The organism is Lysinibacillus sp. GW823-FHT06C08, from assembly GCF_058795135.1.
Window position 1 is genome coordinate 920,835 of the sequence record NZ_JBXAHN010000001.1, and the last position, 15,261, is coordinate 936,095.

At 39.1% G+C, this 15,261-nt stretch carries 16 protein-coding genes and 1 riboswitch; of the genes, 13 read left to right on the forward strand and 3 right to left on the reverse strand.

What is annotated here, in order from left to right; genetic code table 11:
- Nucleotides 1-12: 12 nt before the first annotated feature.
- From mutL to AC1Q6O_RS04270, 7 genes are all read left to right on the forward strand, one after another.
- Nucleotides 13-1,875 carry a DNA mismatch repair endonuclease MutL gene (mutL, locus tag AC1Q6O_RS04240; RefSeq protein ID WP_089985381.1) on the forward strand — a complete coding sequence of 621 codons (1,863 nt, stop codon included), beginning with the start codon at nucleotides 13-15 and terminating at the stop codon, nucleotides 1,873-1,875.
- Nucleotides 1,876-1,892: 17 nt separating this feature from the next.
- Nucleotides 1,893-3,386 carry a glycerol kinase GlpK gene (gene glpK, locus AC1Q6O_RS04245; protein ID WP_089985383.1) on the forward strand — a complete coding sequence of 498 codons (1,494 nt, stop codon included), beginning with the start codon at nucleotides 1,893-1,895 and terminating at the stop codon, nucleotides 3,384-3,386.
- An 18-nt stretch (nucleotides 3,387-3,404) separates the two neighbouring features.
- On the forward strand, nucleotides 3,405-5,051 hold the full coding sequence (locus tag AC1Q6O_RS04250; protein WP_043990821.1) for a glycerol-3-phosphate dehydrogenase/oxidase: 1,647 nt from the start codon (nucleotides 3,405-3,407) through the stop codon (nucleotides 5,049-5,051).
- Nucleotides 5,052-5,054: 3 nt separating this feature from the next.
- Complete coding sequence (locus AC1Q6O_RS04255; protein ID WP_089985385.1) at nucleotides 5,055-5,972, forward strand: alpha/beta fold hydrolase; 918 nt, start codon at nucleotides 5,055-5,057, stop codon at nucleotides 5,970-5,972.
- Entirely contained in the window at nucleotides 5,959-6,861 is a 903-nt protein-coding gene (gene miaA / locus AC1Q6O_RS04260) for a tRNA (adenosine(37)-N6)-dimethylallyltransferase MiaA (protein ID WP_008182020.1), read from the forward strand. The genes AC1Q6O_RS04255 and miaA overlap by 14 nt, the downstream gene beginning before the upstream one ends.
- A 97-nt stretch (nucleotides 6,862-6,958) precedes the next feature.
- Nucleotides 6,959-7,189 carry an RNA chaperone Hfq gene (gene hfq, locus AC1Q6O_RS04265; protein WP_025114023.1) on the forward strand — a complete coding sequence of 77 codons (231 nt, stop codon included), beginning with the start codon at nucleotides 6,959-6,961 and terminating at the stop codon, nucleotides 7,187-7,189.
- A gap of 97 nt (nucleotides 7,190-7,286) precedes the next feature.
- Entirely contained in the window at nucleotides 7,287-7,589 is a 303-nt protein-coding gene (locus tag AC1Q6O_RS04270) for a rhodanese-like domain-containing protein (protein ID WP_025114024.1), read from the forward strand.
- Nucleotides 7,590-7,638: 49 nt separating this feature from the next.
- Here the strand turns inward: AC1Q6O_RS04270 and AC1Q6O_RS04275 are convergent, their stop codons facing one another.
- Entirely contained in the window at nucleotides 7,639-8,034 is a 396-nt protein-coding gene (locus AC1Q6O_RS04275) for a hypothetical protein (RefSeq protein WP_089985387.1), read from the reverse strand.
- Between the two features lie 270 nt (nucleotides 8,035-8,304).
- On the opposite strand from AC1Q6O_RS04275, the gene AC1Q6O_RS04280 reads away from it, so the two are divergent.
- The 3 genes from AC1Q6O_RS04280 to cobT all read left to right on the forward strand — a co-directional run bounded on the left by AC1Q6O_RS04280 (nucleotide 8,305) and on the right by cobT (nucleotide 10,541).
- Nucleotides 8,305-8,607, forward strand: coding sequence for a hypothetical protein (locus AC1Q6O_RS04280; protein WP_239355306.1), 303 nt, complete (start codon nucleotides 8,305-8,307; stop codon nucleotides 8,605-8,607).
- Nucleotides 8,608-8,672: 65 nt separating this feature from the next.
- A complete protein-coding gene (locus AC1Q6O_RS04285; RefSeq protein WP_239355307.1) occupies nucleotides 8,673-9,155 on the forward strand; it encodes a DMT family transporter in 483 nt (160 codons plus the stop codon).
- Between the two features lie 59 nt (nucleotides 9,156-9,214).
- A riboswitch (cobalamin riboswitch) is annotated at nucleotides 9,215-9,391 on the forward strand.
- 94 nt (nucleotides 9,392-9,485) lie between these two features.
- Nucleotides 9,486-10,541 (forward strand): nicotinate-nucleotide--dimethylbenzimidazole phosphoribosyltransferase, encoded by a 1,056-nt coding sequence (gene cobT, locus AC1Q6O_RS04290; protein ID WP_492400922.1) that lies wholly within the window; start codon nucleotides 9,486-9,488, stop codon nucleotides 10,539-10,541.
- 67 nt (nucleotides 10,542-10,608) lie between these two features.
- Here the strand turns inward: cobT and AC1Q6O_RS04295 are convergent, their stop codons facing one another.
- Complete coding sequence (locus AC1Q6O_RS04295) at nucleotides 10,609-11,214, reverse strand: trimeric intracellular cation channel family protein (protein ID WP_043989801.1); 606 nt, start codon at nucleotides 11,212-11,214, stop codon at nucleotides 10,609-10,611.
- 339 nt (nucleotides 11,215-11,553) lie between these two features.
- Between AC1Q6O_RS04295 and AC1Q6O_RS04300 the strand changes: the two genes are divergently transcribed.
- From AC1Q6O_RS04300 to glnA, 3 genes are all read left to right on the forward strand, one after another.
- Nucleotides 11,554-12,804, forward strand: coding sequence for a methionine gamma-lyase family protein (locus tag AC1Q6O_RS04300; RefSeq protein ID WP_089985390.1), 1,251 nt, complete (start codon nucleotides 11,554-11,556; stop codon nucleotides 12,802-12,804).
- A 157-nt stretch (nucleotides 12,805-12,961) separates the two neighbouring features.
- Entirely contained in the window at nucleotides 12,962-13,339 is a 378-nt protein-coding gene (locus AC1Q6O_RS04305) for a MerR family transcriptional regulator (RefSeq protein WP_008174727.1), read from the forward strand.
- A gap of 54 nt (nucleotides 13,340-13,393) precedes the next feature.
- Nucleotides 13,394-14,728 (forward strand): type I glutamate--ammonia ligase, encoded by a 1,335-nt coding sequence (gene glnA, locus AC1Q6O_RS04310; protein ID WP_008174724.1) that lies wholly within the window; start codon nucleotides 13,394-13,396, stop codon nucleotides 14,726-14,728.
- A 92-nt stretch (nucleotides 14,729-14,820) separates the two neighbouring features.
- Here glnA and AC1Q6O_RS04315 read toward each other — a convergent pair whose 3' ends face one another.
- A complete protein-coding gene (locus AC1Q6O_RS04315) occupies nucleotides 14,821-15,132 on the reverse strand; it encodes a CotD family spore coat protein (protein WP_025114030.1) in 312 nt (103 codons plus the stop codon).
- Between the last annotated feature and the right edge of the window lie 129 nt (nucleotides 15,133-15,261).

Consider the following 15,261-nt stretch of genomic DNA (forward strand, 5'->3'; position numbering starts at 1 on the left):
AGTGATTCGTTAGTGGGAAACATACAAATTATGGACGAATGGCTCTCCAATAAAATTGCAGCAGGAGAAGTAGTTGAAAGACCAGCTTCAGTTGTCAAAGAGCTTGTAGAAAATGCGATTGATGCGGGAAGTACGTCCATTGATGTTTTTTTACTAGAAGCGGGTCTCACTTCCATTCAAGTAATTGATAATGGTAGCGGTATGGATGAAGAGGATGCCATCATGTCATTCTCTCGCCATGCAACAAGTAAAATCCATCAAGAACATGATTTATTTCGTATTCGGACATTGGGCTTCCGTGGTGAGGCATTAGCATCTATAGCTTCTGTTTCAAAAATGACTTTAATTACATCGAACGGTGAATCCGGTACACATTTAGAGCTGGAGGGTGGTCATATGTTGACGCATAAGCCCGGCCCTTTACGTAAAGGGACAGATCTGACGGTATCACAATTATTCTTTAACACACCTGCTCGCTTAAAATATATGAAAACTATTCAAACTGAACTTGGGCACACTATAGACTTAATGAATCGTCTTGCGCTTAGTAACCCTCAAATTGCTTTTCGATTATTGCATAATGGTCAAATATTACTCCAAACAAATGGACGAGGAGATGTGCAACAAGTGCTTGCTGCCATTTATGGGGTACATAATGCTAAGAAAATGGTGTCATTCCAAGGGGAGTCACACGATTATCGCATTTCTGGCTATGTGACCCTACCAGAGGTGACGCGGGCTTCAAAAAATTATATGTCTCTATTCGTCAATGGTCGCTGGGTTAAGCATTATTTAGTACAGAAAGCTATTGTTGATGCCTACCATACGTATTTACCGATTGAACGTTTTCCTATTGTGGTTCTTTATATAGAGGGAGATCCATTTTTGACAGATGTTAATGTGCATCCTGCGAAACATCAAATTCGTTTAAGTAAGGAGCCAGAGCTTTTAAAATTAATCGAAGACACTATCCGTGAAAGAATACGTAGCGTTATTCGCGTACCACAAATGGAGAAAAAAGAAAAAATCGTCAAGCCGGCTACAGAGCAATTAAATATTTGGAAGCCTGCACCTCAGATAGATGTGGAGAAGATGAATGCAATTGTAGAGAAGTTATATGATGTGCAAACCGTTCAAGAAAACAATCGAGAAACTACAGTAGAGCCAGAGCCTGTTTCTACTATTGTGGAGGATTACGCGCAGCCTATTCAGCCATTACAGGCTGAAGAAATAGAAGAAGTAACTGTTGTGGAGCAACATGAGGAATTAGTAAATGAGATGGCTAAGGAACCGTTCCCTGAGCTAGAAGTAGTCGGGCAAATCCATGGCACATACATTGTCGCCCAAATGGAGGATGGTTTTTATTTAATTGATCAACATGCTGCACAAGAGCGCATTAAATATGAATTTTTCCGGGAAAAGGTCGGACAAGTTAATCCACATGAGCGTCAGGCATTACTGCTTCCACTAACATTCCATTATGCGGCCGATGAGGCACTTTTATTACGAGAACACAAACATGAATTAGAAGCAATAGGCGTATTCTTAGAGGAATTTGGACAATCTTCCTTTGTTGTACGCGAGCATCCTAGCTGGTTCCCTAAAGGTGAGGAACAGGAAATTATTGAAGATTTAATTGAACAGGTGCTGACGACTAAAAAGGCAGATGTAAAGAAATTACGTGAAGCCGCTGCGATTATGATGAGCTGTAAAAAATCTATTAAGGCCAACTATTATTTAACGAAAGAACAAATGGAAATATTGCTGAGAGATTTACGCAAAGCTGATAATCCATTTACATGTCCACATGGACGTCCAGTGCTCATTCATTTTACATCGTATGAAGTGGAGAAAATGTTCAAACGGGTCATGTAGTGAAAAGGGGGAAAATAATGGGCGAATTTATTTTAGCAATTGATCAAGGCACAACAAGCTCAAGAGCTATCTTATTCAATAAAAAAGGTGAAATTGTTCATGTAGCACAAAAGGAGTTTCAGCAAATTTTTCCGAAGGCTGGCTGGGTAGAACATAATGCCAATGAAATTTGGGGTTCGGTCCTTTCAGTAATTGCAACTGTCTTAACAGAAAGTGGGCATGATGCTAGTGAGGTCCATGCTATTGGAATAACGAATCAGCGAGAAACAACCGTAGTGTGGGATAAACATACAGGAAAGCCTATTTACAACGCCATTGTCTGGCAGTCGCGTCAAACGCAGGAAATCGTGAATGACCTGAAAGAACAAGGGCATGAGGAGCTTTTTCAGCAAAAAACGGGATTACGACTAGATGCTTATTTTTCAGCCACAAAAATTAAATGGATGTTAGATCATGTAGAGGGCGCCCGTGAAATGGCTGACAATGGAGATTTATTATTTGGCACGATTGATTCTTGGATTGTTTGGCGATTATCAAAGGGAAAGGCCCATGTTACCGATTATTCAAATGCGGCTCGAACGTTACTATACAATATTCATGAATTACAATGGGATACGGAACTTTGTCAGCTATTAGATATTCCGATGTCGATGCTTCCTGAAGTGAAAAATTCATCAGAAATTTACACTGAAACGGCAGCAAGTATTTTCTTTGGCGAAAAAATTCCGATTGCCGGTATTGCGGGTGATCAGCAGGCAGCACTTTTTGGTCAAACTTGTTTTACAAAAGGAATGGCTAAAAACACTTATGGTACTGGCTGCTTTATGTTATTGAATACAGGGCAACAGGCAGTAAAGTCGGAAAATGGGTTATTGACGACAATTGCTTGGGGAATAGATGGTAAGGTGACCTATGCATTAGAGGGAAGTGTTTTCGTAGCAGGCTCAGCGATCCAATGGCTACGAGACGGACTACGTATGATTCGGACTGCTGAGGATTCAGAAACCTATGCTAAAAAAGTAGCCAATACGGATGGTGTCTATGTTGTACCTGCCTTCGTTGGACTAGGTACACCTTATTGGGATACAGATGCTCGTGGTGCCATTTTTGGTTTAACGCGTGGCACGTCTAAAGAACATTTCATCCGTGCGACACTTGAATCATTAGCCTATCAAACGAAGGATGTACTCGATGCGATGGAGGAAGCAGCCGGTGCACCTATTGAAGTACTCCGTGTAGATGGTGGTGCTGTAAAAAATGAGTTATTAATGCAATTCCAAAGTGATGTTTTACAGTTGCATGTAGAACTGGCAAAACTCAATGAATCAACAGCACTAGGTGCAGCTTATTTAGCAGGACTTGCTACAAATTTTTGGCCAAATCAAGAGGTTTTATCAGCACTGTGGGTAAATGGTCAAACCTACCAGCCAAAAATGGAAAAAGACCAAGCGACAGCTCTTTATGCTGGCTGGCAAAGAGCTGTAGAGGCAACACGAATTTTTAAATCTTAGCTATTGGGGGAAAAAGGTATGTTTTCATATGAGCATCGTCCAAAAATTTTATATTATTTAGAGCACTATAGTTTTGACGTTTTAGTCATTGGTGGAGGCATTACTGGTGCAGGTATTGCCCTGGATGCTGCCTCAAGGGGATTGTCCGTCGCATGTATCGACATGCAGGATTTCTCTGCTGGAACATCGAGTCGATCGACTAAACTCATCCATGGTGGACTACGATATTTAAAGCAATTTGATGTAGGAGTTGTAGCAGAGGTGGGACGTGAACGTGAAATCGTCTATGACAATGCTGTTCATGTGACAACACCAGAAAAAATGCTTTTGCCTTTATATAAAAAGGGTTCCCTTAGCCCAATGACAACATCTCTAGCCTTAAGAGTTTATGACCGTTTAGCAGGTGTCAAAAAACAGGAACGTAGAACGATGCTAAATGTGCAAGAAACATTAGCATTAGAACCTTTACTCAATCAAGAAGGACTTGTGGGTGGAGGCTATTATGTTGAATATCGTACAGATGATGCACGTCTTACAATTGAAGTATTAAAAAAAGCTGTTGAATATGGGGCACTTTGTCTTAATTATGCGGAGATGAAGGAGTTCATCTACGACAAGAAAAAGCTTGTTGGAATTAAAGTAGAAGATCATTTAACAGGACGCATGTTGAATGTACATGCTGCTCAAATTGTCAATGCTACAGGTCCTTGGGTGGATGATGTACGACAAAGGGATAAAGTAGCTGATAATAAGCAATTAAGATTGACGAAGGGTGTTCATATTGTCCTGAATCAAAAAGATTTTCCATTAAAGCAAGCAGTTTATTTCGATATTGCTGATGGACGTATGGCATTTGCAATCCCGCGTGATGGTAAAACCTATGTAGGTACAACGGATACTGTCTTTGAGGGCAATCCAGTACATCCTGTTGCAACACAGCAAGATGTGGACTATTTAGTTGAGGCGGCAAAGAAAGTTTTCCCTACCGCCAATATTACAAGAGCTACAATTGAATCATCGTGGGCAGGCGTTCGTCCATTAATTTATGAAAAAGGAAAGAATCCTTCAGAAATTTCAAGGAAAGATGAAATTTGGACGGCTCCGAGTGGTTTAATGACGATAGCAGGTGGCAAGCTAACAGGCTACCGCCAAATGGCAGAATCGATTGTAGATAAAATCGTAAAAACCCGTCGTTATAAGCATGCGAGTGCATCCATCACTCGAGAATTATCATTGTCAGGAGCAAAGGGTATTAACGCCATCAATTTCCCAGATTATATTGCTTATAAAGCTCGAGAGGGTGTTCAGTATGGTTTAAATTATGATGAAGCCAAGCAACTTGTCCAAAAATATGGCACGAATGTGGATGCTTTATTTGATCGTGTAAAATACTTACATGAGCATGGTAGTACAATGCCACTTACTTTACATGCGATGCTATTATATGGCTTAGAAGCTGAAATGGTCTATACTCCAAGTGACTTCTTTATTCGTCGTACTGGCATGCTATATTTTGACATTGAAGCAGTCAAGCTCTATAAGCAACAAGTGCTTCAAGTGATGCAACAACACTTGAATTATACGGAGGAACAACGAAATGCTTATATGGCTGAATTAGATCAAGCCATCATGGATGCCACTATTTTCGTGAAAGAAGGGGAATAAGCGATGGAGCGTTATATTCAAATGTCGGATGGACATTTTGTATTCACACGAACACTAGAATCTAAAAGGACATGTATTGGACATATCCATATTTTACACGGCATGGCAGAGCATAGTGGTCGTTATTTAACATTTGCTCACACGCTTCAAAATGCCGGCTATGTAGTGACGATGCACGATCATCGTGGACATGGTGAAACAGCTGCTTATAATGGAACTTTAGGATTTTTTGCTGAAAATAACGGCTTTGAACGTGTTGTAGAAGATGCACATGAAGTCATTACTCAATTACATGCACCGGTTGCTGACAAACCGCTCATTATTTTTGGTCATAGTATGGGCTCATTCATTACGAGACGCTATATCCAACGGTATGGGGGACAGGTAGACAATGTTGTGCTCTGTGGAACTGGCAATGTTACAGCTTTACATGCAATTGGTAATATTGTATCCAAGGCTTTAGCAAAAGGTCTTGGTAAAGAGACAGAAAGCAGGCTCCTCAATCAATTAAGTTTTGGTAGTTTTAATAAGCAGTTTCCAAATCCGAAGACTGCCTATGATTGGCTATGCTCCGTACAGGGAGAAGTTCAAAAGTATATAGATGATCCATATTGTGGCTTTATTCCAACCAATCAATTTTTTGTAGATTTGACTACAGGCTTTTCAATATTGAATCGCAAAAAGGAGATTGCCAAAGTAAGAAAGGATCTTCCAATACTTTTGATAAGTGGCAGTCAAGATCCAGTCGGTGAACAGGGACTAGGCGTGTACGCAGTGGCAGAACAATTAGCAACTGCTGGTGTGGAGGATGTCACTGTTTATTTATTTGAAGATAAGAGACATGAAATTTTAAATGAAGACAATCAAGAAGCAGTCTTTCAACTATTATTACGGTGGTTAGAAAAATATGATAGAAAATAAATTACAGCAGGCAGAGGTTGTAGCAATAGTGGGACCAACTGCTTCTGGAAAAACAGCATTAAGTATTGAACTTGCCAAAAAGTATAATGGAGAGATCATTAACGGTGATTCCATGCAAGTTTATAAAGGGTTAGATATAGGTACGGCGAAAATTACGGAAGAAGAGATGGAGGGAGTCCCTCATCATTTATTAAGTTTTCTGGAGCCGACAGAATCATTTTCAGTGGCCGATTATCAAAAGCTAGTCAGAGCGAAAATTGCTGACATACAAGCTCGTCATAAGCTACCGATTATAGTAGGTGGCTCAGGCTTATATGTACAAGCTGTTCTGTTTGATTTTCAATTTACTGATGAAAAAGTGGATGAGGCAGCACGTCAAGCCTATTATGATGAATTAGCGAAGCTTGGTCCTGAGGCCATGCACGGTAAATTAAAACAACTAGACCCTCAAACTGCAGAGGCCATTCATCCAAATAATACACGTCGTGTCATTCGCGCATTAGAGATGCTAGAATTAAGCGGTGTATCGAAGGCAGCTGAAGCTCAAAATCGAGGTGAAGTGCCTCTCTATAATCACTTGATCTTAGGTCTAGGTCAAAATATGTCACGAGACGTGCTTTATGACCGTATTAACCGTCGTGTCGATTTGATGATGGAGAATGGGCTTTTAGAAGAGGTCAGAGGGCTATGGCAACAAAATATCCGAGGTGTGCAGTCTATACAAGCCATTGGTTATAAGGAATTATATGATTATTTAGATGGTAAATGTTCGCTAGAAGGCGCTCTTGACAGCTTAAAACAAAACTCTCGCCGCTATGCGAAAAGGCAACTTACTTATTTCCGCAATAAAATGGATGTCCATTTTGTGATGACAGATGAGCAATTATAAAATTAAAGAAAAATTTCTAAAAATTACTAATTGATAAATTGGTAGAACGTGCTACTATAGGAATGAAGAGGTAGAAAGTTAGTAGGGAGGCTATTTGATGAAATCAATCAACTTGCAAGATACGTTCTTGAACCAACTACGTAAAAACAGTGTTTTTGTAACTGTATTTCTATTAAACGGATTTCAGTTAAAAGGGACTGTGAAATCATATGATAATTTTACAGTTTTATTATTGGATGCTGAAAATAAGCAGCACCTAATTTACAAGCACGCCATTTCTACATTCGTTCCAGCTAAACAAATAGAATTTTTAGAGACAGAAGCTTAAAAAAATTGTTAAACAGTTAGTGTGTTCTCCACACTGGCTGTTTTTTTTGCTACAGGCTATAATGATAGAGGAAATAGATATTTGGAGGACGAGTTTGATGAAATCAATGGAAACAACACAATTATTAGAACTATTAGATGCAAATGAAGACCTATATATTATTGATGTACGTGAAGAGGATGAAGTTGCACATGGCATGATTCCTGGTGCTCAGCATATTGCTCTTGGGACAATCCCAGAACGTCTAGAGGAATTAGATGAAACTAAGCCATATATTATCGTTTGTAAGGCTGGTGGTCGTTCAGCTAATGCTTGTTCTTATTTAGAGGCACAAGGATTTGATGTGACAAACCTAGAAGGCGGCATGTTAGCTTACGATGGTGAATTAGAATTTAAATAATGACATAATGAAAAAAGAAAGAGTGTATACTCTTTCTTTTTTCATATGCTTATTTTTGGAGTGAGTCCATGATAAGGCTAAAGTTTTTTTCAAAGTTCTTGTACGGGTTCACATTTTTTTGCCCGCGAACCTTTGAAGCATAGCTGGCAAAATTTAAACCAGCACCGTATATTTGTAAAGCGCCATTCGCAAGATCTCCCTTTTGTAAAAGCTCAATGCCATCCTTTAAGAAATTTTCACTCTCATCGAAATGACATTCCGCCATGTATTTATCTCCATTATAAAATAATTTCAAATTTTCCATAATGACATACGCTGTTTCTTCACTGATGGAAGCATCAACATTCATTAATAACTGATTAATCGGTTTCACTAACTGAGCGTAATGACTATCATAATTTTCACAAGTCTCTGCAATAGCGTTTCTTAATTCTCTTGCATTCATTCTAACTCCTCCTTAAAAGAAAATTTTATCCATACCTATGAAGTAATTAGCGATTCCTTTTCCCTTTATCTATAAATCGTACTCTATAATTTTCAGAAATATGTTACAATTATATCGGTGAAGGAGGGATTTTGTATGTTTCGTTCAATAGCACCCCCAACAATGTCTTGACAGTAGAATCTACTGTCAAGGCATACAATAACAGTTTGCTCATTTTCAATAGATTCTACTGTGTAGGTTAATGCTTATACGTAGAAAGTAGGAATTGTAATGAGCGGAAAATTAGCGTTTGTATTATCCATGATTATTTTTGGCGCAGTTGGTGTTTTTGCCAAGTATATCCCTTTGTTTTCAAGTGAAATCGCTTTTTGGATGAGTTTGATTGGTGCTTGTTTTTTGATAGTGATTTTTATTTATATAAAGGAAAGTTTAACGAAAAGAAGTATTCTCAAAAATAAGTGGAGATTAATACTTTCTAGTGTTGCCTTATGTGGGAATTGGATTTTCTTATTTCAGGCTAAGAAACAACAATTGCTAATGCTGCACTCAGCTATTATTTTGCACCAGTACTAGTAATCTGTTTATCTCCAATAGTCTTAAAAGAGAAGCTAGTTAGCAGAAAAATACTGTATGTCTGTGTGGCCATTTTTGGCCTATTTTTGATTGTCCAAAGTCAAGGCACTGGAGACAGTAAACATTTTATTGGCATTGTCTACAGTCTTATCGCCGCATGCTTTTATACAGCTCTAACATTTACAAATAAATGTATATGTGGCTTAAAAGAACCGGAAAATACAATTATTCAACTATCTTTAGCAGCTTTTTTCCTTTGTTTTTATATACTTGGGACAACAGGGTTTCAGGTTATGACACTCAGTTTTAAGTCAGTCCTATTATTAATGACATTAGGTATTGTCCATGCAGGGGTTGGATTTTTATTGTTCTTTTGGGGCATGTCAAAGCTGAAAGGGCAAAGTATAGCCATACTTAGCTATATAGCTCCACTAACATCATTAGTCATTTCAACGATGATTATTGGAGAAAAAATGACGCATCTACAAATAATAGGAGCGGTCCTATTATTAGGGTCAACATTGCTAAGCGAGCTAGAAAAAGAATAGGCATACGAGTATCGCATTTAAATATTGACAGAAGAAATATGCTGTCGTAGATTAAAAGTAGTTTAATACAAGCATTAGGTGCCCATTAAGGGAGAATAGGGAATAAAGTGAAAAGCTTTAGCGGACCCGCCACTGTAAAAGGGAGTTTAATAGTGAAGACCACTAGCTCATTGCTGGGAAGGTACTATGAAATGTTGAACTTAAGCCAGGAGACCTGCCTATTTGCTTTAAGTGGATATAGATGATGGAAAAGTCTGTAGTTTATTTGTCATGACAATAAACTACAGGCTTTTTATTTTGTCTTCATGAAGAACGAGAGGAGAAATGACAATGCAATTATTACATGACACAATTCAAAACATTCAAGGCGCTAATAAAAATAGTAGGGAGCAAGCAAGGAAGCGAATAGATATTCTATGTAAGCCGCCAGGTAGCCTAGGTAAATTAGAATCCATTGCTGTGCAACTTTCTGGGATTACAGGACAATTATATCCGGTGATTGATCAAAAGGTGATGATTGTCTGTGCAGCAGATCATGGAGTTTGTAAGGAAGGTGTGACGACGAACCCACAAGATGTTACTTTATTTCAAACATTAAATTTTCCAAAAGGAGGTACGGGTGTTTGTGCGATTGCAAGTGTGACGAATACGAAGGTTGTAACGGTAGATGTTGGAGTAAAGGATGATCTTCCACTCAATGCGGGCGTAATCGTTCATAAAGTAAAATATGGTACAGATAATATGGCACAAGGCCCTGCTATGTCTAGAGAGGAGGCCATTCAATCTATTGAAGTGGGGATTCGTGTGGCAACAGATGAAATTATAAAAGGAGCCAATCTACTTGGAACAGGAGAGATGGGCATCGGTAATACAACGCCGAGTACTGCGATTTTAGCTGTTTTGACTGGCTATGACTCAATTGAAATAACAGGGTTTGGAGCAGGTGTTGGTCAAGGAGGAATTGCTCATAAAGCAGAGGTCATTGAAAAAGCAATTACGCTCAACAAGCCCAATCCTAACGATATCATTGATGTTCTAGCTAAAGTTGGAGGGCTAGAGATTGGGGCTATGGCTGGTATCATCCTTGCAGCCGCAAGTTACCGAAAACCTGTTGTGATTGATGGATTTATTTCAACTATTGCTGCGCTTATTGCTTATCAAATTGAACCAAAAGTAAAGGACTTTATTATACCTTCTCATGCATCGGAGGAGCCAGGGGCTAAAATTGCCGCTGAATTACTAGGAGTGGAACCCATGCTAAACATGAATATGCGGCTAGGAGAAGGTTCCGGTGCAACACTAGCCTTTCCTCTATTAGATGCTGCTTGCTCAATGATGAAAAATATGGTGACACTGGAAGAAGCAATGAATCTTTTGGCTAAATAGTTACCGAAAAACAATTAAGCGCAAATAGTTAAGGAACAATTTGCGCTTATTTAATCAATGATAGACTCTATGCCCGATTCAACCTTCGCAAAGGTAAACGCCATTTCATCATATAGGAAAGAATACGTAATGCTGTAATTACCGCAAATAACATATAAAGGAAAATGTCTCCTGTAAAAATATCAAATCCAATAACAAGCCCTGCGAGAGCAGCCCAAACACCATAGACTTCGTCACGAAGAACAAGTGGTTTTCGTCTAGCTAATAAGTCACGCACGATTCCACCACCTGACCCTGTTAAGACCGCAGCTACAATGACAGCACTAATCGGCATATCCAGCTTTACAGCGTAGAGTGCGCCTTGAATAGCAAATGCTGATAAGCCAATTGCATCTGTGAAATTGCCCCAACGATGCCAGTGTTGAATCAAATGATGAGGGAAAATAAAAAATATGGTAATTGCTGCAAGTGCAATTTGAAACATCATATCCTGTCCCCATAATGTTGTGACAGGTAGCCCGATAAGTAAATTTCGGATAGCCCCTCCACCAAAAGCAGTGACGATACCGAGTATATAAACACCGAATAAATCGTATTCCTCTTCCATTGCAATAATTGCCCCAGAAATAGCAAAGGCAATTGTACCAATAATACTAAAAACTTCCCAAGCCATCCCTTTCACCCCTTCTATAAATAAATGAATCTCATTCCTAAAGCAGAAAGATCCTGTAAGTAACAAAATCTATGAATTTAATAGCCAAAATCCATCATTAAATACTCTTCTTGAAATAAGTCCGCACATTAGCTTAGCGTAAATTTCGCTGAGAAACAATAGGCAAGTTTTACAGGTACCTATACAAATTGATAAGATGTTAATGAAATAAAGAAAAACATCTGTTATAAGCGTTCATTACAAGTAGACGATTAGGGAATTCTAGCATAATCGAGGTCCATTTAGATTCAAGTTTACGGAATGATATGCATGACAATTGTGAAATGGAGAAGAAAAAGAATGACGTTTACATCTAATTTATCAGCATCGACGCTATCTTTAGCGGCAACAATAGAAGAGAGAGTGAGACCTTTTCATGCTAAGGTGGAAGAGATGGCGTTTTATAACCAGCAAAAAGTGCTAGCGGCATTTCGAAAACATCAAGTTAGTGATTATCATTTACACCCATCCAATGGCTATGGCTATGACGATGAGGGACGCGATAATTTAGAGCGTGTCTATGCCGAGGTGTTTGGAGCTGAGGCTGCCATTGTTCGACCGCAGATTATTTCAGGGACACATGCAATTACGCTTAGTCTATTCGGTGTGCTACGTCCTGGTGATGAGCTGCTGTATATTTCTGGTCAGCCATATGATACGTTACAATCCATTGTCGATGGTGGTGACAAAGATACAGGTTCCCTGAAAGATTATCAAATCGGTTATTCACATGTTGATTTACTGGATAATCAAACCATCGATTGGGCCGGTGTGAAAGGGGCCATAACAGCAAAGACGAAAATGATTGCCATTCAACGATCAAAAGGCTATGCAACACGTCCATCCTTTTCTATTGCAGAAATTGCTGATATGTGTGCAAACATTCGTAAGTTAGCACCGGAGGCCATTATTTTTGTTGATAATTGCTATGGTGAATTTGTAGAAAAGCAAGAGCCTACAGAGATTGGTGCTGATTTAATGGCAGGCTCCCTCATTAAAAATCCTGGTGGAGGATTAGCGAAAATTGGAGGCTATATTGCAGGCAGAGCAGATTTAGTGGAGAAATGTGCGTACCGGATGACATCACCAGGGATTGGGGCAGAAGCAGGAGCGACATTAAATACATTAGGTGATTTTTATCAAGGATTTTTCCTAGCTCCACATGTTGTATCACAAGCGTTAAAGGGTGCCATTTTTACGGCTGCTATGCTGGAGGAAATCGGGATGAATACATCTCCAAGTTACCAGGCACATCGGACAGATTTAATACAATCGGTTTCTTTCCAAACCGCACAGCAAATGATCGCCTTTTGTAGGGAAATACAAGCCAACTCGCCAATTAATGCTCATTACGCACCAGAACCAGCCTATATGCCAGGCTATGAAGATGATGTCATTATGGCAGCGGGAACATTTATTCAAGGCTCTAGCATAGAGCTTACAGCAGATGGTCCAATACGTCCGCCTTTTACAGCCTTTATACAGGGTGGACTAACATATGAGCATGTAAAATTTGCCATTTGTAGTGCGGTACAAGCTATTCAAAAATAGAGAGGAGGAAATGGACAAACCGTAAATTTGAATAGTTTTTTACAATTTTCTCTCGGATTGAAAAAAATAGTGCCAACCATGTTAGGAAACCTAACATGGTTGGTTGACAGTGAAAAAATTTCGTTATATGATAAGCGGGTATTGGAGGAGGACTTAAATGAGTCGTGAAATTAGACGAACTATGCCGTTATTATCAATGAGTATTGTAATGCAATTAACTGAGCTCTCGGCACGACAAATTCGTTATTATGAAGAACACCATTTAATTGAGCCGCACCGAACAGAAGGCAACCGTCGAATGTTTTCATTAAATGACGTCGACACATTGCTTGAAATTAAAGACTACTTAGAACAGGGTATGAATATGGCGAAGATTAAAAAAATATTTGCTAAAAGGAAAGATCCTGTTGCTACAATTGAAGAACAAGATTTAAGTGATTCTGAATTACGTCAAATTATGCGCGAAGAAATGCGACAAGCACAGCGCATGCAAAAATCATCCATCCGACGAGGGGATTTATCTCGATTCTATTAAAAATAGGGTAGGGTAAACATAAAAGCTAGACAAATTATAGGAGTGTGGAAAACTGTGGGTAAATACACAAAAGAGGACATTAAACGTCTCATCGAAGAAAAGAACGTAAGCTTTATTCGTTTACAATTTACAGATATTCTTGGCACAATCAAAAACGTTGAGATTCCTGTAAGTCAATTAGACAAAGCAATGGAAAATAAAATGATGTTTGATGGCTCATCTATTGAAGGCTTCGTTCGAATCGAAGAATCAGATATGTATTTATATCCTGATCTTGATACTTTCGTAGTATTCCCTTGGACTTCCGAAAAAGGGAAAGTAGCACGTCTTATCTGTGATGTATATACTGCGAAAGGCGAACCGTTTGCTGGTGACCCACGTAACAACCTAAAACGTATTCTTAAAAAAATGGAAGATATGGGCTTCTCAAGCTTCAATTTAGGGCCAGAGCCTGAATTCTTCTTATTCAAATTAGATGCAAAAGGCGAACCAACATTAGAAGTAAATGACCATGGTGGTTACTTCGACTTAGCTCCAACAGATCTAGGTGAAAACTGCCGTCGTGATATCGTATTAGAGCTAGAAGAAATGGGCTTTGAAATCGAAGCTTCTCACCATGAGGTTGCTCCTGGACAACATGAAATCGACTTTAAATATGCGGACGCTGTTACAGCTTGTGACAATATCCAAACATTTAAATTAGTAGTGAAAACAATCGCTCGTAAACACGGTCTACACGCTACATTTATGCCAAAGCCATTATTTGGTGAAGCAGGTTCTGGTATGCACTTCAACGTGTCGCTATTTAAAGGTAAAGAAAATGCATTTTATGATGAATCTACAGAATTAGGACTATCTAGTACAGCTATGCAATTTATGGCTGGTGTCCTTGCACACGTACAAGGTTTCACAGCGGTTACAAATCCAACAGTTAACTCTTATAAACGTCTAGTACCAGGTTATGAAGCACCATGTTATGTAGCATGGTCAGCACAAAACCGTTCACCACTTATTCGTATTCCTTCAGCACGTGGCCTTTCAACTCGTGTAGAAGTTCGTTCAGTGGACCCTTCTGCAAACCCATATTTAGCAATGGCTGTTATTTTAGAGGCAGGTCTAGAAGGTATTCGTCAAAACTTGACGCCACCAGCAGCTATTAACCGCAACATCTACGTGATGTCAGAAGAAGAGCGCCAAGCAAATGGCATTGAAAACCTACCAGCGGCACTTGATGATGCTTTAACATTATTGGCTAAAGATCAAGTAGCACAAGCTGCTTTAGGTGAGCATATTTACGCTAACTTTAAAGAAGCAAAAGAAATCGAGTTCGATATGTATCGTACAACTGTACATCAATGGGAACGCGATCAATATTTAAAAATGTATTAATAACGCATAAAACCGAGTACCTCTGAGAGAGGCTACTCGGTTTTTGTTTTGTTTGAAATAATAAAGGGGCATTACTCGCCCCTCACTATCTATTAATAGCCCATATGTTTATGGGGATGATGCGGCATATGACAAGGGTTAGGTGGCATACCGCACATTGTATGTGTTTCACAGCATTCATTAACAACTGATTCTGTGCATGGGAAATAGTATTGATGATCAATCATATGTTTATTCACTGTTGTGACATGTGCTGGTTGTACATGTGGAACAACTGTATGGATATAATTTGTACGGACATATTGCTCGGGTGGTAAAAATTGTGGTGGATCAAATTGCATTGGCATTGTTTGTGGCGGACAGCAGTGTGGACCTTTTGCCGGATGGCGTCTTCGTTGAAACATGTTATAACCTCCTGTTTTGATAAGTTGTCGTTCATTATTAAGATATGAGATAGACGTCAATAGGGACTATTTATTTGCCTATTATTGAATAGGTAAATCTAACAAGTCGCTGAAATGGTAGAAAATCTA